Origin of the sequence: Achromobacter sp. ACM03, from assembly GCF_014851665.1 — a bacterium.
GTDB classification, from domain to species: domain Bacteria; phylum Pseudomonadota; class Gammaproteobacteria; order Burkholderiales; family Burkholderiaceae_B; genus Achromobacter; species Achromobacter aegrifaciens.
In genome coordinates this window covers 183323-205825 of sequence record NZ_JACVAD010000008.1, presented here as the reverse complement: position 1 = coordinate 205825, position 22503 = coordinate 183323, and the positions used below count along the sequence as shown (strand labels likewise).

Sequence of the window (22503 nt, the reverse complement as noted above, 5' to 3'; positions counted from 1 at the left end):
TGAGCCTTTGCGCCATTTGAGGACGCCAGGATGTCAATTTTGACCATCCGCACTATCGATGTTTCACGTGAAACATCGTTGCCTATACGCAGCAGGTGATCAACGTTTCACGTGAAACGTTGATCATGCATAGGGCGAGCAAAAGAAGAAGAGGCCTGTTTCACACCCAAGAATGTTCCACGTGAAACACGAACGCAGCACTCCAAAGGCCGGCAGAGATAGGAATACCGGCATCCGCTTGAGCCTCGTCGCTCAAGATCCGTACCGAGTCATCTCGTCTCATGAAACCCTCTGATTTCAATCCCATGAAGGTTCATCCAAAAAAAAAGGCGATTTTCCAACCCCTACCCTACCCCTTACCCGAAACAGAGCATTTTTTTGCGTTTCACGTGAAACTTGAGTGTTGAGAAGTGGGGCGAAACCGCCGTAGTCGTGGAGAGTCCAATTCCCACGTACGGAACTCGAACTATTTCGTCAGCCCAAACGCAGCGCAACCAACATGAGATTTCTTCTTATCCGCCCTGCGCCAAAACTGGCTAGGACCTGAAACCCGCCAATTTGGAAAGTTCCTCTTGTCCAAGCCCGCACCTCACGCCGAGGCGATACCTGCCGCTCAAGGCGAGTCTATGCCGCAGAAATTTGGAATAACTCAGAAGCGGGAAATCAGACGGACAAAGAACTCTCGCAGCAGAGCTATTAAGTCCTGCACAGTGTTATCAACAACTAGCAGATCCGATAGCTACCGACATTCGCGGTTTCACGTGGAACAACTCTGGGGATAAGTCATTGAAGGCCAATGCCTGGCGTGCCATAAAACGGCGCAGTGTGACCGACTTCGCAAAGTGCCAAGAAGCGTGAAAAAGCACAAATGCCCAACTGTCTTCCCTATGGCAGCAATCGATTATTTCTATTTTGGATGCTTACCAAACTGAGGAAACTCGGCTTTCAAACCAACTTGATAACGACGCAAAAAACCGTGGAAAACTATGTGGATAAGATCGTCGTCACTGCCACAATGAATTCTCGAAAACCCACCATAACAATCCTCGCCTCTGAATATAGCGAGGAACTCTGCCGTCGCATCCTGGTCTTAACGCCGCAAAAATCGTGGAGACGGATTATTCACAGACCTATCCACACATTGAATCCTGCGGTCCGCCACTACGCGGACACCGTTGGTCAGGTCGCACGGATTCATTGACCAGACAATTATCTTGCCCGTCTGCCGCAACCCGCGCCATCATCCTTATGGGTGAGATCCAGCCTTTCATGTGAAACCCTGTGGAAAACTCGCCGAGCGCGATTCGGGCTCACCTATGATTGACCGCGGCGTCCACGATCCGGTTCCGTCCACGTGGTCCAAAGTCGCGTGCACCACTTCGGATATCTTCACTCAGGCCCCCTACTTCCGGACCCTATCCCCATTTCTATCCACAGGCGTTTGAGCCATCTCAGGGCGCCAAAGGGTGTAATTCTGTGCATAACCGGGATGGGGATATCTTTGTGAACAACCGGCCGCCGTGCAAGCAAAAACGGGCCAGATCGGCCTCAGGACATTACGGCCGCGTCGCCCTTATTCCGGCTGAGATCTGCTCAATATTGCGTTAAATGCCTGTATTCCCTAGGGAAAGGCCATATAGAAACGCGAACATCACAGCAAAGCCGAATAAACCCAAGCAGCCTAGCTGGCCCCCGATGCCGTTCCAAGAAGGACGGGATAACTGTGCAAAACCTGGCTACGGATAAGCAATTGCTTCATTGCTGAGCATCAAAATGCTCATGCCCAAAAATAATTATCCACAAACTTATCCACGGCCGGAGAATATGTTAGTGAATACTAACTATTCACGCAGAACTAGCTGATCAGGCGTCGGCCGCCCAAATGAAACAACGCCCCAGACCTTCCGGTCTTGGGGCGTTGTAGCCAGGCCGAGCCTGGCGGACGGGAAATTGGGATTTCCCGATTTAGAGCGGGCGAATTTCGGCCGCTTGAGGTCCTTTCGGACCATCCTTGACTTCGAATTCGACTTCCTGGCCTTCGTTCAGGCTGCGATAGCCGCGGCCCTGGATGGCGGAAAAGTGTGCGAAAACATCGGTACCACCAACGTCCGGCGTGATGAAACCGTAACCCTTGTCAGCGTTGAACCACTTAACTTTGCCCTTCTGAGCCATTTTTTCTAGCGTCCTGTAATTAACTCGAAATGCAATGAATCAAGGACGCCGTGAGAACTGAACGACCGGTAGAAGTACCTGCGTTGCTGCTGCGTTCCCGCTTGCCGCCTAGCTGCAGAACGAGTCCGCGCGCTGCTTGAATCAACTGCGTAATCAGCATACTCAGCACACATTACAGACTCATATAGTTGTTTACCCCAATGTCGTATTTTTAATACTGGGTCTCGTTCCGCTAGGGCTTGAGGCCCTGCCGACGCGCCATAAATGCGTAGATCGGGCCAGTCACGATCACCACAAAAACCATGCGTGTGACATGGAAGGCGGTGACCACGGGGACCCCTAGCTGCAGCACTTTGGCGGTGATTGCCATCTCTGCAATGCCACCCGGCGTAGTGCCAAGAATCAAGGTGGGTATGGGCGCGGCGGACCATAGCGACAGCAAGGCGCCCAGACCGAACGCCAGCGCCAATGCAGCCACCGTGAAGCTCGCCACGGCGGCAATAAAACGCGGCGCGGCTCGAAAGAAATCCGGCCGATAGCGGTCGCCCAGCGACCAGCCGATCAGCAATTGGCCTATCTTCGGAACGTAGTCCGGCAGGGCCGACAGCTCGATGCCGTTGGCCGTAAGGATCATGGCGACCGACATCGGACCCAGCACCCAGGGATTCGGCAACCGCAGCTTCATGAAGGCGGCGCCGCCGACGCAGGTCAGCGCGACCAGCGCCGCCAGCCCCCAAGCATGGACCACCTTGGGTCCAGGAACCGTGGGATCCAGTCCCGCCACGCCCCACCACTGAAAGATGAAGGGCACGGCAACCACCACCATCAGCACACGCACGCTATGCGCCGTGGCCACCCGGTCTATGCGCGCCCCATGACGCTCTGCCAGGTTCGCCATTTCGCTGGCTCCGCCGATGGCGGAAGAAAACCAGGCCGTCTTGAAATCCACATCGGTGTAGCGGCGCAGGATCGCCGTGCCCATGAAGGCCAGGCCCAATGCGAACAACATGCCGATGATGATGGGTCCCGCATTACTGCCAATGTGACCGATCACCTGCGGCGTGAAGTAAAGCCCCAACGAAGTACCGATCACCCACTGGCCAGCATTGCGCGCCGGCCTGGGGCACGCGGTGCCCAAGCCCGCAATGCGCGTCGCCGCGGTCACCAGCAACGCGCCCAGCATCCACGGCAACGGGATGTGCGCCCACACCGCCAACAACGCGCCCGCCAATGCAAGCGCCAAACCGCCCAACACCCTCCACAACATGTTCTGACCCACGATACCGCCGCGCCTTAAGCTCATGTGAAAACCGAATTATGAGTTAGTGGGATACTTACGAAAACTCTCTCTGCTAGCAACGTTCACTCTCGCGTCCACCATGATCCGATCCAAACTTCCCGACGTTGGCACCACCATCTTTACCGTGATGAGCCGCTTGGCCATCGAACACAAAGCCATCAACCTGGGCCAGGGCTTTCCCGACTTCGATCCCGATCCCGCCTTGTGCGCCCTCGTATCCAAGGCCATGGCCGACGGCCACAACCAGTATCCCTACATGCCGGGCGTGGCCCCCTTGCGCGAAGCCATCGCCGCCAAGACACGCGAACTCTATGGCCATGCCTACGATCCGGAAACCGAGATCACCGTCACCAGCGGCGCAACCGAAGCGCTGATGGCAACCGTGCTGGCCGCCGTTGGCAGCGGCGACGAAGTCGTCGTCATCGAACCTTGCTACGACTCCTACCTGCCGGCGATCCGCCTGGCAGGCGGCACCGCCGTGCCGGTGCCGCTGCGCGCGCCCACAGAAGCCGATCCCTACTACCGCATTGACTGGCAGCGTGTGCGCGATGCCATCACGTCCAAGACCCGTCTCTTGATGCTGAACTTTCCGCACAACCCCACCGGCGCCGTGTTGGATGACAGCGACCTGGACGCGCTGGAGGCGATCGTGCGCGACACTGGCGTGCTGCTGGTGTCCGACGAGGTCTATGAACATATCGTGTTCGATGGCAAGCCACATGCCAGCGTGGCGCGTCGCCCGTTGCTGGCACAGCATGCCTTCGTGATCTCGTCCTTCGGCAAGACTTATCACACCACCGGCTGGAAGATCGGCTACTGCTGCGCACCGCGCCAGCTCAGCGCTGAACTGCGCAAGGTGCATCAGTTCATGGTGTTCACCGTGCCCTCGCCCATGCAGTTCGCGTTGGCCGAATTCATGCGCGATCCCAAGCCTTACCTCGATCTGCCGGCGTTCTATCAGGCCAAGCGCGACCGCCTCGCGCAGGGACTGGCCAAGACCCGTTTCCGCCCCCTGCCCAGCCCGGGCACATTTTTCCTGCTGGCGGACTATAGCCAGATTTCCAAGCAGAACGAGGCCGACTTCGCACGTGACCTGACGGTGAATCATGGCGTCACGGTGATACCGGTATCGGCGTTCTATCGCCAGCCCGACGCGGCGGAATCCAACCATCGCATCGTGCGCTTCTGCTTCGCGAAAAAAGACGCGACGCTAGATGCGGCCTTGGAACGTCTGGCGCAGGTTTGACGCCCCCCACTGATTTCTCCATAGTGACTTCAATTTTTCTCGATGACGCTCTATACAAGCGCTTTTGTTGAAGAATATGAATAAAAACTCGTATTAAAAATAGAGACGATCCAAAACGAATTCACTAACAAAAAAAGGGCGCCCATCAGGCGCCCTTTGCAATTTCCGGACCAGATCCCGCAGCGCGATTGCTGCCCTTTACAACAGTCGCGCCGCCATGGAATCAGGCCGGACCAGCGGCAAGCTTTTTCGCTTTGCGCATGCGGCGCATGATCTGCGGCACGATTACGACCGCAGCCGCCCCCACCCACATCGAGATCGACACCGGGCTGGCGAACAGCACGCCGACGTCACCATCAGTGATCGACAACGCGCGGCGCAGGTTCTGCTCCATCATGTTGCCCAACACCACGCCCAGCACCAGCGGCGCCATCGGCACGCCGAACTTGCGCAGGAAGTAGCCCAGCGCGCCTATGCCCGCCACCAGCAGCAGATCGAAAGTGCCCGCGTTGATGGCGTAGACGCCGATGTAGCTGATGCACAGGATGCCCGGCACCATCAGCCATCCCGGCACCGACAGCACCTTGGCGAAGAAGCGCACCAGCGGCACGTTCATGACGAACAGCAACACGTTGGCCACGAACAGTGAGGCGATCAAGCCCCACACCAGTTCGGGCTTGGAGTCGAACAGCACCGGACCCGGTGTGATGTTGTAGAGCGTCAGCGCGCCCATCATCACGGCAGTGGTACCCGAACCGGGCACGCCCAGCGTCAGCATGGGCACGAACGAGCCGATGGCCGACGCCGTGGCGGCGGCTTCCGGCGCGACCAGGCCGCGCATGTCGCCCTTGCCGAACTTCGCGTCCGGATCCTTGGCTTCGATGATGCGCTTTTCCTGCGAGTACGCCACGGCCGCGGCCACGCTGGCGCCGGCGCCAGGCAACACGCCCACGCCAAATCCAACCAGCGAGCTGCGCACCACGCTCCACCAGGTAAGCGCCATTTCCTTCAAGTTGAAAAGTTTGCGGCCGCTGGGCTTGACCTCGACGCTATGCCCTGCCACCACTTTCTCCAGCATCTCCAGCATCTCGCTGACCGCGAACAGCGCAATCACCACCACCACGAATTCGATGCCGTCGGCCAGATGCACCGACTCGAAGGTGTAGCGATACACGCCGGAATTCGCGTCCACGCCCACCACCGAAATCGACAGGCCGATCATCGCTGCCAGCACGCCTTTGACGGGCTGCTTGCCCAGCAAGCTGGTCAGGCAGCAGAACGCGAAAATCATCAGCACGAAATACTCGGCGGGACCGAAGGCCAACGCCCACTTGGCCAGCAACGGCGCGAGCAGGATGATGCCCACCACCGACACGATGGCGCCGAAGAACGCGGACCACGCCGACAGCGACAGCGCCACGCTGGCCATGCCCTGCCGCGCCAGCGGATAACCGTCCAGCGTCGTCATGATGGCGCTGGCCTCGCCCGGCACGTTCAGCAGAATGGCGGTGATGCGGCCGCCGTATTCGGCGCCCACGTACACGGCAGCCAGCAGGATCAGCGCGGTCTCGGGCGGCAGGTTCATCGCGAACGCGATCGGAATCAGCATCGCCACGCCGTTGACCGGTCCCAGGCCGGGCAGCACGCCTACCATGGTGCCGATGAACGAACCGATCATGGCCACCAGCAGGTTGGTCAGCGAAAAGGCGACGCCAAAGCCTATCGCCAAGTGATCAAGAATGCCGCTCATATCAGGGTCTCCAACAAACCGGTGGGCAGGACCACGTCCAGCACCTTGTCGAACAGCAAGAAAAACAGAATGCTCATGATGGCGCCGCCGATGGCGCACTTGACCCAACCGCCCCCGAACAGGCGGCCGACGAATATCGTCATCAGGGTTGTCGCAATCACGAAACCCAGCCACTGGAACAGGAAGGCATAGGCCACCACAAACGCCATCATCAGCGCGATGCGCGCATTGGCGCCGGGCGGATTGGCCTCCACCTGATGACCGCCCTTGTAGACCAGCCACAGGCCGCACAGGCCAATGATCAAGGCCAGCAGCAAGGGAAAGGCGCGCGGGCCCACAGGCTCATAGGCGAACGGGGCTTCGATTCCCCAACCCGCCGCGGTCATGAAGGCGGCCAGCGCTAGCGCCGCCACGCCCAATATTCGATCGTTCATGATCACTTTTCCGTTGTAGTCGCATCGCGCGGCGCAGCGCTCCCCTGCCGCCGCGGCAATGCCGGCGGCGGGGAATCCTGAAAAACGCGATAAGGGGGAGCCTTGCGGCTTACTTCTTAACGAGGCCGAACGAATCGGCCAGTTCGCCGTAGACCTTGACCTGGTTCTTCACGTAGGCGTCCAGCTCGGGACCCGTCTTGTTGAAGGGGAACAGGCCCTGCTGCTGGCGCAGCTTGTCGAACTCGGGCGAGGCCGCGGTCTTGTTGAAGGCGTCGACCCAAAACTGGTAGTCGCTGTCCGACACCTTCGGGCCGACGTAGAAGCCGCGGATGATCGGCCAGACGATGTCATAGCCCTGCTCCTTGGCGGTAGGCACGGTGCCCAGCTTGCCCGGCAGGCGCTGATCGTTGAATACGGCCAGCACACGGATGGGTGCGCCGCCTTCGAGCATGGTGAAGGCTTCTGCCGCATCGCCCATGTAGGCCTGGATGTGGCCGCCGCGCAGGGCCGTGACGGCTTCGCCGCCACCTTCAAATGCCACGAAACGCATCTTCTTGAAATCCACGCCAGCCGCCTTGGCGGTCAGCGCGGCCTTCATCCAGTCCTGGCTACCCACGGTGCCGCCGGCGCCCAGCACGATCTTGGTCGGATCCTGCTTGAAGGCGTCCATCAGGCTCTTCAGGTCGGTGTACGGGGAATCGTTGCGGACCACGGCCACGCCGTAGTCGGTGCCGATGGCAGCCAGCCAGCGCACGTCGTTGACGTTGTACTTGCCGAACTTGCCCTGGGCCAGGTTCAAGAGCGAACCGCCCGAGAACGCCACGATGGTGCCCGGTTCGTTCGGGTGCTGGGCCACGATGTTGTTGTAGGCCACTGCGCCGATGCCGCCAGGCATGTAGACGATGCGCATGGCGCTTTTGAGCGCGCCGCTTTGCTTCAAGCCTTCGGTGGCCAGGCGGCAGGTCAGGTCGAAACCGCCGCCAGGCTGGGCGGGCGCGATGCATTCCGGGCGGCGCGGCTCGTCGGCCGCGTGGGCGGCGCCAAGGGACAAAGTAATCGTGCCCAGCGCCGCGACGGCGGCCAGGCGCAGTTTCAGACTAGTCTGCATTTTTTGCGTCTCCGAGATTTATAGGTCTAGGTATGGCTGGAAGCTCTGCTCAGACGGTTCTTTCCGCAATAACGGCCCCAGTGGACGCAACCGTACAAAAATGAAGCTTTCCAAAAGCTTTCAAATTCCGCCGTTTTTCTGGTGCGGCGCAGCATCTTCCGGGCGTTCCAGGGTAAACACCAATGCCGCTCTCAGGCCCGGCAAGGGCACCCGGTTCTCCAGGACCAGCCGCGCCCCCAGGATTTCGGCAATCGTCCCGACAATGGCCAGCCCCAACCCGGCCCCGGGCTTGTTCTTGCCGGCGGCGCCCCGGCGAAAGCGGATGCAGGCGCGGGCAATGTCCTCCGCCGACATACCCGGGCCGCTGTCCTCGACGACCAGCCTGGCCTGGCCAGTGTCGATCTGGACCCTTACCGTGACTTCTCCCGCAGACGAGGTGTAACGGATGGCGTTGTCCACCAGGTTGCTGACGGCCTCCCTCAGCAGCCAGTCCGCCCCCTGGACCACCACCGGGCGGATCTCGGCTTCCAGGCCTATGTCGAGCTGGCGGGCCCGGGCGGTCGGCAGCAGGCTGCGGATGACCCCATCAGCCAGCTCCACCAGATCCACTGGCTCGGGGCTGAAACCGCCCTCGGCCAGCGAGGCGTCTTTAGCGCGCGCCAGCGCGAGCATTTGGTTGGTGGTGCGTACCGCCCTGTCCAACCCCTCTTGCATCGCCAGAAGGGCTGTACGGACCTCCTGGGGGTCTGTTTCACGCAAGGCATAGGCCGTCTGGGTCCGCAAAACCGACAAAGGGGTGCGCAACTGGTGCGAGGCGTCATCCAGGAACTGGCTCTGGACCCTCGCCTGAGCCGCAAAACGGGCCATGTGGAGGTTTACGGCCGCGACTAGGGGTAGGACCTCCCCTGGCATGTCCGACGCGCTCACGGGGCTTAAATCGTCCGCAGAACGCCCTTCCACCTCCTGACGCAGCCTGGCCAGGGGACGCAGGGCCATGAAAACGCCCAGGACGATCACCAGGACGCTGATCAGGATCACGGCCAGGTCCCGTTCCACCGAGCGTACCAGCACTTGGTGCAGGAAGGCCTGCCGGGTATCCAGGCCTTCGGCCACCTGCACGATAACCCGTCCCCCTTTGTTGGCGTATAGCGGAGGATCCATGGGGCGCGCCAGCGCCGCAACGCGCACGGGCGTGCCCTGGTAGTCGGCATAGAAAAACCGCGGTTCCCCCGAAACCAGCGGCTCGGCAGGCATCGGCAGGCCCGGGCTGCCGATTTCGGCCAGTCCGTCCTCCGTGGCAACCCGGTAGAACACGCTGCCATTGGCCGTCAGCTCGAAAAATTCCAGCATCAGGTATGGCTGCTCCATGGCTAATCCACCGCTGGCTGTGGATATGTTGTGGTCGATCGCGCGCAGCGCTCCAGAGAGCGAACGGTCGTAAGCAATGTCGACCTGGTTGCGCAGCTGGTGATTCGACAACCACAAGGCGCCCATCATCACGAAGACCAGGGTGGGGATCAGCCACCAGAGGAGCTGGCTTTTCAGGGTGCGATTACGTTTTTTTGCCGCGAAAAACCCCTTTTTTTCCGCGCTTCTAGTTGTCAACAAGGTTCTCCAGGCAGTAGCCCATGCCTCGCATGGTCACGATCTGCACACCGGTATCCGCCAATTTTTTGCGCAAACGGTGCACCAGGACCTCGATGGCCTCCAGGTTGATGTCTGCATCGTCCGTCAGGATGCGATCCAGGATCTGCTGCTTGTTGATGGGTTCGCCGCTTTTTTGGATCAGTACCCGCAGAACCGAGTGTTCACGTGGGGATAACTGCAAGGGCTGCCCGTTGACCGTGAATTTTTGAGCGGAAGTTTCGAAGGCCAGGTTTCCCAGCGTGAGCCGCGGGTGCTCTCTCCCGCGGCTGCGACGGATGAGCGCGATCAGCCGCGCTTCCAACTCTTCCACAACAAACGGTTTCGGCAGGAAATCGTCCGCTCCCTGGTGGAGCGTCCCGATTTTTTCGGCCAGCGAATCGCGCGCGGTCAAGACCAGCACCGGCGTACGGTCGTCCCGCGCGCGAATCTTCGCGAGCAAAGCATGGCCATCCATGCCCGGCAGTCCCAGATCGAGGATGACGGCATCGAATTCTTCCATCGCCAGCCTTCTTTCGGCTACCAGCCCGTCATCAGCCCATTCAACGACGAAACCAGCGTGCCTGGCCAGGCTTCTTGAAAGCCAGCGTGCAAGTTCGGCTTCGTCTTCTATCAGAAGGATGCGCATGGACGGAGTCCGGGGGGGGATGGCTGGGCGGAATGGGAGAGCATGTTTGGCTTTTCCTTTATTTCTCTTTATATAAAGACTAATGATTAATAAGGCCTGTGGATAACTACCTTAACCTTGAAAACCTCTTTTTTTTCATCAGCTTGCGACCGTTTTTGGCTGTGCAAGAACTCTGTGTGGGAAAAAAGCTGAAGTTGGACAAGATTTTGGACCCTGTCCGAAACCCCTGCTTGTTCAACTTGCCTCCACAAAATGTGCACAAGGCGTCTACTTAGGAGTTATCCACAGGGCATTTCTGCCGGACGGGTTCCAAAAACGGCACTTTTACCCCGAAAAACGTCCGGTTGCCACCCTGCTTTTTTGCCCTTCCAGGGGCCTTTAGAGGCCCTCCAGGACGTTCGCGGAAAGGGGCATTCGAGGGGAGGCGCGCAGCCATTCTTGACTGGGAACTGAACAAAAAGTGAGCAGGTTCCGCCGTAGAATTCCGCCATGGCGACAGAAATCAGAATCAAGAAATCAGGTTGGGCAATCTGGCTGAGAAGCCGTTTGTTGGTGGACAATTTGCCGGCCACGCTTTGCGCGGCGGCGCTGATGGGCCTCTTGGGGGCATTGGCCACCGTGGTCTTTCGCGAAATGCTGGCCTGGACACAAATCCTGCTGGGCGGCGAGGACACTCCCCACGGCATGGTGTCTTTGGCGCGCGGGCTGAGTCCCTGGCAACGCTTCCTGATGCCGGCCATAGGCGGCGCCATCGCGGGCGCGGTCCTGCAAATGGCGGCCAGGTGGTTGCCCAAGCGCGGCGCGGCGGACTACATGGAGGCGATTTCCATCGGCCGCGGGGTTATCGGCTTTCGCCAGACCGTCGCGCGCAGCCTGTCATCGATTTTTTCCATCGGCTCCGGCGCCTCGATTGGCCGGGAAGGTCCCATGGTGCAGTTGGCAGCGATGTTGTCATCCCTGACCGGCCGCTATCTGGTGCTGCCTCCCAGGCATCTGCGTCTGCTGGTCGCCTGTGGCGCCACGGCGGGGATTACTTCCGCCTACAACGCGCCCATCGCCGGAGCCCTGTTCATTTCCGAGATCGTTTATGGCGCGATAGCTTCAGCCACGCTGGTGCCGCTGGTCGTATCGTCGGTCGTTGCGAACATTGTGACGCGCCAGATCCTGCATTACGACGCGGTTTTTCATATGCCGCCCTTCACTTTCGTGTCCGGGTGGGAAGTCATCAACTATCTGGGATTGGGGGTGATCGCCGGCCTGGCGGCGCCGCAATTCCTGCGCTTCCTGGACACTGCACGCGCCGCGTTCGGCCGCGTACCCGCGCCGTTGTGGGTACGCATGGCCTTGGGCGGCCTGATTGTCGGCGCCTTGTCAGTCGTGAATCCCGAGGTCTGGGGCAATGGCTACAGCGTGGTCAACAGCATGTTGCATACGCAGTGGGCCTGGCAGGCGGTGGCCGCCATTCTGCTGTTGAAAACGCTGGCCACCGCCGCCAGCGTGGGATCGGGCGCGGTAGGCGGCGTTTTCACGCCGACGTTATTCGTGGGGGCGGCGCTGGGCGCCTTGTACGGGACCGGCCTGCAGGCTCTGTTCCCCGCTGGGGATCTGTCGGCGGTATCGAGCTATGCGGTGGTGGGCATGGGGGCGTTGCTGGCCGCCACCACCTATGCGCCATTGATGTCCATCCTGATGATTTTCGAGATGACACTCAGCTACGAAGTCATGCTGCCGCTCATGCTGGCCTGCATCACAGGCTACGTGATTGCGCATCGGATAAGGCCGGATTCGGTCTATGCGAAATCGTTGGCCAGCAATCGGCGCGCGCAGCGCGTCGTTGTCAAGGAACGTGAGGAATGATGGTATTTCACTAATACGAGTGAATACTCGCATTAGCGAAATAGGGAAAATAACCCTTAAATAAGGGGCTTTTTCATGAAAACTCGCTTGAGACCGATTTCCTCGGCGCGATGGGTTTCCACATAACCGTATCGCGTGTAGATCGCGATGTTCTCGGTCATTTTCTCCTGCGTGTACAACCGGATGCTGGCATAGCCGGCCTGGCGCGCCGCGGTTTCCGCGAACTGCATCAGGTCGCGGCCATAGCCTTTTCCTTGCGCTTGCGGATCCACCGCGATGTTGTCCAGCAGCAGGCAATCGGCTTCCGGAATCAGGACCAGCACAGCTTGCACGGTATCGCGCACACGCAGCACATGGACCACGCCCTGCGTGACGCGGGCACGGTAATCATCAAGCATCGGTCCGGGCGTCGCGCCGATGCGCGCAACATAGTGGCCATAGGCTTGCGCGACGATTCGTTCGATGTCAGGCAGATCGTCGAGGCTGGCGAGGCGTATGTCAGGGTGCATGCGAGGTCCGGATGAAGCGCTGCCCGGCGTGGGCGGATTTCCCGGAAAGAAATATAGGACGTCCGGACCGTCGCAGGATTATTTTTATAATTAGTTATAAAATTTATAACTAATAGTTCGCTTGTATACCCCGAAGATGAAGTGCGATCACCGCAGAAAGTCGCAGAGTGATTCCGCAAAGGAGTGTCGATGGCACCTAATACGTCTTTCCCGGGGAACAGTGTGTCCGACAACCTGTGGAACGACTATGCAAAGTTCTTCGAGGCTTGTTCAGGCGTGCTGGACCGGGTCGAGCAGCACAGGGATAGCGGCATCGCCTTGTCGGAGAGTGAGTTGTCGGAGTTGAGAACCATGGCGCTCAACCTCAATACATTCGGCCGGGTGCTGCATGGAAAAAGAGCGCGGGAAATGCGCCTGCTGGCTGAGCGTGCCGAACGGGCATTGGGCAAGGCCGAAGCAGCCTCGGCGCTTGCGCCGATACAGGAAGACAGCGAGTCCGAAGATGACCCGGCCGCAGTGACGGGCTAAGCCCGAGGCAGGTTCCTTCAGGCAGTCAGGCAGCGCGCCGGCGCAGGACTGCGCGTCCCAAGGCGCTGACTACCTTGAGCGTGTACAACACGAACAAGGATCCCGTAATGTCCCCGGTCAGCATCGCGATGAAGCCGTCGGCGAGCGCGGCTCTCTCTCCCTGGAGAAAGAACCAGAGATGGTGAATGGTCGTATTCACTACCGCATAGACTACGGCGCAGATCAGCAGACGCCAGGCCGTAAGGTTGGCCAGGTCGGGCTGCAATCGCAGTGCCGAACGGGCCCAGCGATAGGCCAGGTAGGGAGCGGCAGCGGCCATGATGCCCCCCGCCACGGAGCGGAGCATGTCGTCAGGAAAGTAGTAGCAGAAGCAGGCGATCCACGATCCGGCCAGCAGCCCGAGCGCCGCAGGCAGGCCAAACAGCAAGGTGCATATCAGGCGCACGCCCGCCGGCAGATAGATCCAATTGATGCCCCGCACAAACTCAAGATTGGTGAACACCCATTCATTGACCGCCAGACTGCCCAGGAACAGCGCCATCGTCACCAGAGCCCACTTACCCTGATCTAGAATGTTCCCCATACCTCGAATTCCGCCGCTTGTCAGTCGCTGCGTCCATTATCCATGAAAGAAAAAAAGAGACCCGCTGACATCTACATGCGTTTTCTGCGCCTGACCGATGCGCTGCGCGGCCTGCCCGCGCTGCCGTCGCTGGATCCCCTGGAAGAACGCATACTCACGCTGATCGCGCGCGCGTCGCAGGAACAACGCCGCTTGTCCGTGCGCGATGTGATGGCGGTGGATAGCATAGGGTCACCCGCAACCTTGCACGCGCGCTTGAAATCGATGCGCGAGAAAGGCTGGGTGCTGCTAGTCGATACCGAGGACGCGCGCCGCAAGCAGGTCGAACTCAGCCAGGCGGCGTTGTCGCATTTCGACCGCTTGTCGGAATGCCTGGTGGAAGCGGCGCGCAAGCCCTGAGCTGCAGCGCTGCAACATGCCGCCGCGCAGGCTTATTTCCCGATACAGAAGCTCGAGAAGATCTCGCCCAGCAGATCGTCGCTGGTGAACTTGCCCGTGATGCTGGACAGGCTGTCATGTGCCAGCCGCAGTTCTTCCGCAAACAAGTCCAGCACGCGGTCGTCCTGTTCCGCATGCGCGCCGGCCAACTCCAGATGTTCCGCCGCATCTTGCAAGGCGTGCAGGTGTCGCTCGCGCGCGAGCCACGGGGATTCGCCGCCGGGATTCCAGCCTGCGATGCGCAGCAACTCTGCACGCAGTTCGTCCAGGCCCGCACCGCGCTTGGCCGAGATTCCAAGTTCCTGAGGACCGGCGGCAAAAGGCGTGGACAACAGATCCACCTTGTTGAAGACCTTCAGCACAGGCGTGCGCGGCGGCAGGCGCGCGGTGATCTGGGCGTCCAGCTCGTCGCCGGGCTGGGTGGCATCCTGCAGATGCAGGATGACGTCGGCGCGCTCGATTTCCTGCCAGGTGCGCGCAATGCCTATGCTTTCCACCGTGTCCTCGGTTTCCCTGAGGCCGGCGGTGTCGACGATATGCAGCGGCACGCCGTCGATGTGGATCTCCTGCACTACCTTGTCGCGGGTGGTGCCCGCGATCGGGGTGACGATGGCGATGTCGTCGCCGGCCAGCGCATTGAGCAGGCTGGACTTGCCGACGTTGGGCTGGCCGGCCAGCACCACGTGCAGGCCTTCGCGCAGAATCACGCCCTGGCGCGCTTGCGCGATCAGTTTGGCGAGGTCCGCGGTCAGCGCTTCCAGGGTCGGGCGGGCTTGATACTTCTCGAGGAAGTCGATTTCCTCTTCGGGGAAATCCAGCGTCGCTTCCACCAGCATGCGCAAATGGATGATGCGGTCCGACAGGTCGTTCACGCGCGCGGAAAAATCGCCCGAGAGCGACGCCATGGCGCCGCGCGCGGCCGCTACCGACGAGGCCTCGATCAAATCGGCTACGGCTTCGGCCTGAGCCAGGTCCATGCGGTCGTTGAGGAAGGCGCGGCGCGTGAATTCGCCCGGCTCGGCCAGCCGGATGCCAAGATCGCGGCCGGCGGCCAGACAGCTTTCCAGCACGCGGCGCAGCACGGCGGGGCCGCCATGCCCTTGCAGTTCCAGCACGTCTTCGCCGGTATAGGAATGCGGCGCGCGGAAATAGATGGCGATGCCTTCGTCCAGCAATTCGCCCGTGCCGGATTTGAACGGCAGGTAGTGCGCATGTCGCGGCGTGAGTTCGCGCTGGAACAGGCGCCGCACGAGTTCGGACAGGTCCGTGCCGGAGATGCGGACGACGCCGATACCGCCTCTTCCGGGGGCGGTTGCGATGGCGGCGATGGGGGCGTAGGCGGACATATTTCGGGCAAGGCAAGGCGAGAACAATAAGGGAATATAACTGTTGCGCCGTCCCTTGTTTGCTGGTTAATGTGGCCCGGAGGTTCAAAACCCGAAACAATCCAGGGAGATCACAATGGCATCTCGGTTTTCGCGTGTCTTGGCCTGCGGCTCAGCCGCGGTGATATTGGCCTTCGGCACCTTCAGTTCGGCTATGGCCCGCGATCTGGTGATCGCCTTGAAGACCGAACCTTCGTCGATGGATCCGCAGTATCACGCGCTCACGCCCAATACGCAGATCTCCCAGACCATATTCGATACCCTGGTTGCCACCGACGCGCAGCTCAAGCCGCAGCCCGCGCTGGCCGAGTCCTGGACCGTGGACGGCAAGGTGTGGACTTTCAAGCTGCGCCCTAACGTGAAGTTCTCCGACGGCACGCCGTTCACCGCGGAAGACGTGGTCTTTACGTATGCGCGCGTCCCTAAGGTGCCCAACAGTCCGTCGCCGTTCACGCTGTATCTGGGTTCGGTCGAGAAGACCGAAGCGGTCGATCCCAGCACCGTGCGCATCACCACCAAGGACGTGGCGCCGAACCTGCTGGTTAACCTGGCGCAGTTGCCCATCATGTCCAAGAAAGCGGCGTCGGGCCCCGCGGCCGAGGGCAAGACGACGACGGAACTCAATAGCGGCGACGGCCTGATAGGCACCGGTCCCTACAAGTTCGTGTCCTGGAAGCGCGGCGCCGAATTCGTGCTGGCGCGCAACGACAACTATTGGGGCAAGAAGCCCGAATGGGATCGCGTGGTCTACCGTCCCATCAGCAACGCGGCCGCGCGCGTGGCCGCGCTGCTTGCCGGCGACGTCGACATGATCGAGGATCCCCCAACCGATGACCTGCCCAAGCTCAAGGGCGACAAGAAACTCTATGTAGAGGAAACGCCGTCGGTGCGTGTCGTCTACGTGGCGCTGGACCAGTTCGCCGAGCCCTCGCCGGGCGTGCAAGGCACCGAAAAGAACCCCATGAAGGACAAGCGCGTGCGCGAAGCGCTGTCGCTCGCCATCAACCGCGATGCGCTGGTCGAGCGCGTGATGGGTGGGGTGGCGTTGCCCGCGGGAAATCTGTTGCCCTACCCCATGTTCGGTTCCAGCAAGGAGCATTCGAAGGCTCCCAAGGCCGACGTGGAAAAGGCCAAGGCCTTGTTGAAGGAAGCTGGTTATCCCAACGGCTTTTCCATCACGCTGGGCTCGCCGTCGGGCCGCTATGTCAACGATTCGAAGGTGGCGCAGGCGATCGCGTCGATGTGGACTCGCATCGGCGTGAAGACCAGCGTGGATGCGATGGCGCCCCCGGTGTTCTTCAAGAACCGCGACAGCTATGCGTTCTCGGCCTATCTGGCGGGCTGGTCCGTGACCAGCGGCGAAATGTCCAACGCGCTGACCTCGCTGCTGGTGACGCGCAATCCCGAAGCAGGTTTGGGCACCACCAACCGCAGCCGCTACTCCAACCTCAAGATGGATGCGCTGGTGAAGGAAGCTTCGTCGACCATGGACGACGCCAAGCGAGCGGATCTGTTGTCCAAGGCCAGCAACATCGCCATGGATGACTACGCCATGCTGCCTGTGCACTTCGAGTTGTCGGTATGGGCGATGAAGAGCGACATCCGCTATCAGGGCCGCCCGGACCAGGTCACGCTCGCGCAGTTTGCAACGCTGAAGAAGTAAGGCGCTAGTGCTTGCAACAATCGTAAGAAGGCTGCTGCAGACCGTCGTCGTCATGCTCGTCATGTCGGCGCTGGTCTTTGCCGGCATCTACATGGTGGGCGACCCGGTCTCGATGCTGGCCAGCCCGGAAGCGACCGAAGCGCAACGCGCGGCGGTGCGCGCATCGCTGGGCCTGGATCTGCCACTGTGGCGGCAGTACCTGATCTTCATGGGCCAGGCGGTGCGCGGTGATTTCGGCAACAGCTTCCTGACGGGCGAACCGGCCATGAGGCTGATCCTGGAGCGCATGCCGGCCACGGTGGAACTGGCCTGTGTGGCCATGCTGCTGTCGGTGCTGATCGGCGTGCCGCTGGGCATCCTGGCCGGCCTCAAGCCCAAGGCAGTGGGTTCGCGCGCCATCATGACGGGCTCGGTGCTGGGTTTCTCGCTGCCTAACTTCTGGGTTGGCCTGATGCTCATCATGGTGTTCGCCGTGATACTCGGCTGGGTGCCGGCGGGTGGGCGCGGCCAGACCGTCAGCATCGGATCGCTGCAGTTGAGCGTGCTGACTTTCGACGGCTGGCTGAGCCTGGCGCTGCCTGCGGCCACGATCGCCTTCGCCAAGTGCGCAATGATCATCCGCGTGACGCGTGCCGCCACGCGCGAAGCCCTGCCCATGGACTACATCAAGTTCGCGCGCGCCAAGGGCCTGTCTGAAAAGCGCGTACTGGGCGTGCATCTGCTCAAGAACATCCTGATTCCCGTGGTGACGGTGGCGGGCCTGGAGTTCGGCCAGGTGATGGCCTTCGCCGTCGTGACGGAAACCGTGTTTTCCTGGCCGGGCATGGGCAAGCTGCTGATCGATTCCATCATCAACCTGGACCGTCCGGTGGTGGTGGCGTATCTGCTCTTGATCGTGTTCTTCCTGGTCATGCTGAATCTGGTGGTGGACATCATCTACACGGTGCTGGACCCCCGCGTACGCTTGGATAGCCGCCGATGAACACACCCGCCACCGCCGCCGCGCCCCCGGTTCAGGCCAAGGAGCAGACGCCCTGGCGCCGATTCCTGTCGGACTTCTTCGCCAGCAAGCTGGCCACGCTGGGTTTGATCATGCTGGTCGTGATCGTGGGCGCCGCGCTGCTTGCGCCCTGGATCGCGCCGCAGAATCCCTATGATCTGGCGACGCTGGACATCATGGATTCCAAGCTCAAGCCGGGCAGCGAAAGCGGCGACGGCAGCATGCGTTACTGGTTGGGCACAGACGGCCTGGCGCGCGACCTGTTCTCGGCCATCCTTTACGGCATGCGCACCAGCCTGTTGGTGGCCAGCGTTTCGGTACTGGCGGCCTTCGGCATCGGCGCCACGGTGGGCCTGATCGCAGCCTATTTCGGCGGCCGCATCGACGCCTTGCTGATGCGGGTTGTGGATATCCAGTTGTCGTTCCCCGCCATCCTGGTTGCGCTGATGTTGCTGGCGATTCTGGGCAAGGGTGTGGATAAGGTGATCATCGCGCTGATCGTGGTGCAGTGGGCGTATTTCGCGCGCGCCGCGCGCGGCGCGGCGCTGGTCGAGCGCGGCAAGGAATACGTGGAAGCGGCGCGCTGCATGTCGCTGTCGTGGGGGCGCGTGCTGTTTCGTCACGTGCTGCCCAACTGTATGCCGCCGCTGATCGTGATCGCCACCATCGACCTGGCGCATGCGATTGCGCTGGAGGCCACGCTGTCGTTTCTGGGCGTGGGCGTGCCGGTGACGGAGCCGTCGCTGGGCATGCTGATCTACAACGGCTTCGAATATCTGCTGTCCGGTCAGTACTGGATTTCGTTCTTCCCCGGCATTGCGCTGGCGCTGGCCATCATCGCCATCAATCTGGTGGGCGACCACCTGCGCGATGTGCTCAACCCGCGCCACGCGAATTGAGGGCGGGCGCCATGCAGACACCTGTGGAAAAGTCCCCGGCGACGCCCATACTCGAGGTGCATGGCCTGAAGACGCACTTCTACACGCGCAATGGCGTGGTGAAGGCGGTGGATGGTGTGGACCTGACGCTGGCCGAAGGCGAGATCCTGGGACTGGTGGGCGAATCGGGGTCGGGCAAGAGCATCACCGGCTTTTCGCTGATGGGACTGCTGGATGAGCCGGGCCGCATCGTCGACGGCACCTTGCGCTTGAACGGCGAGGACTTGCGCAACGCGACACCCGCGCGCTGGCGCGAGCTCAGGGGCCAGGAGATCGCCATGATCTTCCAGGATCCCATGATGACCCTGAACCCGGTACTGCGCGTCGATACGCAGATGATCGAGGCGGTGCAGGCGCACAGCAAGGTATCGCGCGAGCAAGCCCGCCAGCGCGCCTTGCAGACACTCGCCATGGTGGGCATCCCTTCGCCCGAGGAGCGCCTGCGCACCTATCCGCACCAATTATCAGGCGGCATGCGGCAGCGCGTGGCGATCGCGATTGCGCTCTTGAATTCGCCGCGCCTGATCATCGCAGACGAGCCCACCACGGCGCTGGATGTGACCATACAAGGACAGATCCTGTTCGAAGTGCAGAAGCTGTGCCGCGAAACCGGCACCGCGCTGATCTGGATCACGCACGACCTTGCCGTGGTCGCGGGCCTGGCGGACCGTGTGTCGGTCATGTATGCGGGGCGCGTGGTCGAAACCGGCACCACGCAGGCGGTCATCAGCCATCCCATGCATCCCTACACGCATGGCCTGATCGCTTCCATACCCACGCCCGAATCCCGTGGCAGGCCGCTGGTTCCGATTCCCGGCATGACGCCGTCGCTGCTCAACCTGCCGCAAGGCTGTGCGTTCCGTGGGCGCTGCCCGCGCGCCACTGACGCCTGTCTGGTCGAACCGCAGCCCGTGGAGGTGCGCCCGGCGCAATGGGTGCGTTGCTGGCATGCCGGAGGGCCAGATACCAAATGAACGCCGCAGAACGAGATCCCGCGGTCCCTATCCTGTCGTTGCGCGAGGTCGAGCTGCGCTTCGTGCAGCCCGTGGACCTGGCCGGCCGAATCGCCAACCTGCTGGGCGCCGGTTTGAAGACGCAGGTCGTGCATGCAGTGGCGGGTGTGGACCTGGATGTGCGGCCGGGCGAAGTGATAGGCATCGTGGGCGAATCCGGCTGTGGAAAATCCACGCTGGGCCGTATCGTGTCAGGCATCCTGCCGCCGACGGCGGGCGAAGTCAGCTACAAGGGCCGCGCCGTGAAGGCCATGGCGGGCCCGCAACGGCGTGCCTATGAGCTAGGCGTGCAGATGATCTTCCAGGATCCCTATGCCTCGCTGAACCCGCGTATGCGCGTGCGCGAGATCATCGGCGAGGCGCCCGTGGCGCACGGCCTGGTCCGCGCGCGCGACAAGGCCGAGTACGTCGCCGGGCTGATGCGCCAGGTGGGGCTGGATCCGGCTTTTGCACAGCGTTATCCCCATCAATTCTCTGGCGGCCAGAGGCAGCGCGTAGGAATTGCGCGGGCGCTCGCGCTCAAGCCTTCGGTCATAGTTTGCGACGAGGCGGTCGCCGCGCTGGACGTGTCGATCCAGGCCCAGGTGCTTAATCTCTTCGAACGGTTGCGTGCGGACCTGGACCTGACCTATCTTTTCATCAGCCACAACCTCAGCGTGGTCAGCCACATCTCGGACCGCGTGGCCATCATGTATCTGGGCCGCGTGGTGGAGCTGGCGCCTACCGACACGGTCTTTCAGCGGGCCAACCATCCGTACACGCAGGCCTTGCTGAAGGAACTGCCGACGCTGCAGCCGGGGCGGCGCACCTACCAGCCCATCAAGGGCGAATTGCCGTCGCCGCTGGACCCGCCGACGGGCTGCGCCTTCCACCCGCGTTGCCCGCATGCGATGCCGCGCTGCAAGGCAGAACGGCCGTTGCTGCGTGAAGTCGCCCCGGGTCAGTTCAGCGCCTGCCATCTGAACGATACGTGAATTCAACTCTTACGCCTTATCCACAGCCATGAAAACCATAGACGAAATCGAACGCGCCCACGGCGACCTCACCGCGCTGCGGCGGGATATCCACGCCCATCCGGAACTTGCTTTCCAGGAAACGCGCACGTCCGCGCTGGTCGCGGAGCGTTTGCGCGGCTGGGGCCTGGAAGTCCACACGGGGCTGGGGAAAACCGGCGTGGTGGGTATTTTGCGTGGCGGCAACGGCAAGAAAACCATAGGTTTGCGCGCCGACATGGACGCGCTGCCCATGCCCGAGCACAACCGCTTTGCGCACAAGTCCACCATCAGCGGACGCATGCACGGCTGCGGCCACGACGGACACACGACCATGCTGCTGGGGGCGGCGCAATACTTGTCCACACACCGCGATTTCGATGGCACGGTGGTGTTCATCTTCCAGCCGGCCGAGGAAGGCGGCAACGCCGGCGCGCGCGCCATGATGCAGGATGGCCTGTTCGACAAATTCCCTTGCGACGCGGTGTTCGGCATTCACAACATGCCCGGCATGCCGGTCAACCAGTTCGGTTTTCGGGCGGGCCCGACCATGGCCTCCAGCAACCGCTGGGACATCGTCATCAAGGGCGTGGGCGGCCACGCGGCGCAGCCGCATGCATCGGTGGACCCCATCATTGTCGCGGCCGACATGGTGCATGCCCTGCAGACGGTGATCTCGCGCAGCAAGAATCCGCTGGAGCAGGCCGTGCTTTCGATCACGCAGATCCACGCGGGCGACGCCTACAACGTGATTCCCGGCGAAGCCGTGCTGCGCGGCACCGTGCGCACCTATTCGGTGGAGACCCTGGACAAGATCGAGGCGGACATGCGCCGCATCGCGACCACCTTGCCGCAGGTCTACGGCGGGACGGGCGAACTGGATTTCGTGCGCGCATATCCCCCGCTGGTGAATTGGGAAAAGGAAACCGCCTTTGCCGCCCAAGTCGCCGAAGACGCGTTCGGCGCTGAAAACGTGCAGCGCGAGATGCCGCCCTTCATGGGGGCGGAGGACTTTTCCTTCTTCCTGGAAGCGGTGCCTGGGACCTACCTGTTCCTCGGCAACGGCGACGGCGACCATCGCATGGAGACCTATCACGGCATGGGTCCGTGCCAGTTGCACAACCCGAATTACGACTTCAACGACGCCTTGCTGCCGGTAGGCGCAACATATTGGGTAAAACTGGTTCAGGCTTTTCTGCCGAAGTCCTGATCCACGCAAGTCTTTGATTTAAAAGGCGCGGGCTCCGTACGGACCGCGCCTTTTTTCATGGCCGGGCAAGGTTGTACACAGGCTGTCCACCTGCTATTCACCGCC

20 protein-coding genes are annotated in these 22503 nt (G+C 61.4%); 10 read left to right on the top strand and 10 right to left on the bottom strand.

The genetic code is table 11. From position 1 onward, the window contains the following. Positions 1-1965 precede the first annotated feature (1965 nt). Together IB257_RS27495 and IB257_RS27490 are read right to left on the bottom strand one after the other, a co-directional pair. A complete protein-coding gene (locus tag IB257_RS27495) occupies positions 1966-2172 on the bottom strand; it encodes a cold-shock protein (RefSeq protein WP_006216596.1) in 207 nt (68 codons plus the stop codon). Between the two features lie 232 nt (positions 2173-2404). Beyond that, positions 2405-3475 carry an AbrB family transcriptional regulator gene (locus IB257_RS27490; RefSeq protein WP_192493117.1) on the bottom strand — a complete coding sequence of 357 codons (1071 nt, stop codon included), beginning with the start codon at positions 3473-3475 and terminating at the stop codon, positions 2405-2407. Positions 3476-3551: 76 nt separating this feature from the next. On the opposite strand from IB257_RS27490, the gene IB257_RS27485 reads away from it, so the two are divergent. Continuing rightward, positions 3552-4718: a pyridoxal phosphate-dependent aminotransferase gene (locus IB257_RS27485; protein WP_119449767.1), complete on the top strand. Its 1167-nt coding sequence runs from the start codon at positions 3552-3554 to the stop codon at positions 4716-4718. Positions 4719-4941: 223 nt separating this feature from the next. Here IB257_RS27485 and IB257_RS27480 read toward each other — a convergent pair whose 3' ends face one another. From IB257_RS27480 to IB257_RS27460, 5 genes are all read right to left on the bottom strand, one after another. Beyond that, positions 4942-6468: a tripartite tricarboxylate transporter permease gene (locus tag IB257_RS27480; RefSeq protein ID WP_192493116.1), complete on the bottom strand. Its 1527-nt coding sequence runs from the start codon at positions 6466-6468 to the stop codon at positions 4942-4944. Then, on the bottom strand, positions 6465-6902 hold the full coding sequence (locus IB257_RS27475; RefSeq protein ID WP_119449769.1) for a tripartite tricarboxylate transporter TctB family protein: 438 nt from the start codon (positions 6900-6902) through the stop codon (positions 6465-6467). The genes IB257_RS27480 and IB257_RS27475 overlap by 4 nt, the downstream gene beginning before the upstream one ends. 109 nt (positions 6903-7011) lie before the next feature. After that, positions 7012-8010: a tripartite tricarboxylate transporter substrate binding protein gene (locus IB257_RS27470; protein WP_054455831.1), complete on the bottom strand. Its 999-nt coding sequence runs from the start codon at positions 8008-8010 to the stop codon at positions 7012-7014. A gap of 120 nt (positions 8011-8130) precedes the next feature. Then, positions 8131-9615, bottom strand: a complete 1485-nt coding sequence (locus IB257_RS27465) for a sensor histidine kinase (protein ID WP_119449770.1) — start codon at positions 9613-9615, stop codon at positions 8131-8133. Beyond that, positions 9605-10282 (bottom strand): response regulator, encoded by a 678-nt coding sequence (locus IB257_RS27460; protein WP_054455828.1) that lies wholly within the window; start codon positions 10280-10282, stop codon positions 9605-9607. Before IB257_RS27460 ends, IB257_RS27465 begins: the two co-directional genes overlap by 11 nt. Positions 10283-10771: 489 nt before the next feature. Between IB257_RS27460 and IB257_RS27455 the strand changes: the two genes are divergently transcribed. Further along, positions 10772-12139, top strand: a complete 1368-nt coding sequence (locus IB257_RS27455; protein ID WP_192493115.1) for a ClcB-like voltage-gated chloride channel protein — start codon at positions 10772-10774, stop codon at positions 12137-12139. Between the two features lie 56 nt (positions 12140-12195). Here the strand turns inward: IB257_RS27455 and IB257_RS27450 are convergent, their stop codons facing one another. Next, the gene (locus IB257_RS27450; RefSeq protein WP_054455825.1) at positions 12196-12648 is read right to left on the bottom strand and encodes a GNAT family N-acetyltransferase; all 453 of its coding nucleotides are present in this window, start codon (positions 12646-12648) and stop codon (positions 12196-12198) included. 222 nt (positions 12649-12870) lie between these two features. On the opposite strand from IB257_RS27450, the gene IB257_RS27445 reads away from it, so the two are divergent. Continuing rightward, on the top strand, positions 12871-13176 hold the full coding sequence (locus tag IB257_RS27445) for a hypothetical protein (protein ID WP_125470748.1): 306 nt from the start codon (positions 12871-12873) through the stop codon (positions 13174-13176). A gap of 25 nt (positions 13177-13201) precedes the next feature. Here IB257_RS27445 and IB257_RS27440 read toward each other — a convergent pair whose 3' ends face one another. After that, positions 13202-13759, bottom strand: coding sequence for a hypothetical protein (locus IB257_RS27440; protein WP_125470747.1), 558 nt, complete (start codon positions 13757-13759; stop codon positions 13202-13204). Positions 13760-13801: 42 nt separating this feature from the next. Here IB257_RS27440 and IB257_RS27435 point away from each other — a divergent pair, with 42 nt between their 5' ends. Further along, positions 13802-14158, top strand: a complete 357-nt coding sequence (locus IB257_RS27435; RefSeq protein WP_054455821.1) for a transcriptional regulator — start codon at positions 13802-13804, stop codon at positions 14156-14158. Positions 14159-14190: 32 nt separating this feature from the next. On the opposite strand, the gene mnmE is transcribed toward IB257_RS27435, so the two are convergent. After that, the gene (mnmE, locus tag IB257_RS27430; RefSeq protein ID WP_175181606.1) at positions 14191-15543 is read right to left on the bottom strand and encodes a tRNA uridine-5-carboxymethylaminomethyl(34) synthesis GTPase MnmE; all 1353 of its coding nucleotides are present in this window, start codon (positions 15541-15543) and stop codon (positions 14191-14193) included. 115 nt (positions 15544-15658) lie between these two features. On the opposite strand from mnmE, the gene IB257_RS27425 reads away from it, so the two are divergent. The 6 genes from IB257_RS27425 to IB257_RS27400 are packed head-to-tail and all read left to right on the top strand — an operon-like array spanning position 15659 to position 22398. Beyond that, positions 15659-17245 (top strand): ABC transporter substrate-binding protein, encoded by a 1587-nt coding sequence (locus IB257_RS27425; protein ID WP_175160097.1) that lies wholly within the window; start codon positions 15659-15661, stop codon positions 17243-17245. Positions 17246-17252: 7 nt separating this feature from the next. Continuing rightward, positions 17253-18227 carry an ABC transporter permease gene (locus IB257_RS27420; RefSeq protein WP_088143535.1) on the top strand — a complete coding sequence of 325 codons (975 nt, stop codon included), beginning with the start codon at positions 17253-17255 and terminating at the stop codon, positions 18225-18227. Continuing rightward, complete coding sequence (locus IB257_RS27415) at positions 18224-19144, top strand: ABC transporter permease (RefSeq protein ID WP_054455815.1); 921 nt, start codon at positions 18224-18226, stop codon at positions 19142-19144. Before IB257_RS27420 ends, IB257_RS27415 begins: the two co-directional genes overlap by 4 nt. An 11-nt stretch (positions 19145-19155) precedes the next feature. Continuing rightward, on the top strand, positions 19156-20157 hold the full coding sequence (locus tag IB257_RS27410; protein ID WP_119449775.1) for an ABC transporter ATP-binding protein: 1002 nt from the start codon (positions 19156-19158) through the stop codon (positions 20155-20157). Beyond that, positions 20154-21170 carry an ABC transporter ATP-binding protein gene (locus IB257_RS27405; RefSeq protein WP_175160106.1) on the top strand — a complete coding sequence of 339 codons (1017 nt, stop codon included), beginning with the start codon at positions 20154-20156 and terminating at the stop codon, positions 21168-21170. Before IB257_RS27410 ends, IB257_RS27405 begins: the two co-directional genes overlap by 4 nt. Before the next feature lie 28 nt (positions 21171-21198). Next, positions 21199-22398 (top strand): M20 aminoacylase family protein, encoded by a 1200-nt coding sequence (locus tag IB257_RS27400; protein WP_054455809.1) that lies wholly within the window; start codon positions 21199-21201, stop codon positions 22396-22398. Positions 22399-22503: the final 105 nt, after the last annotated feature.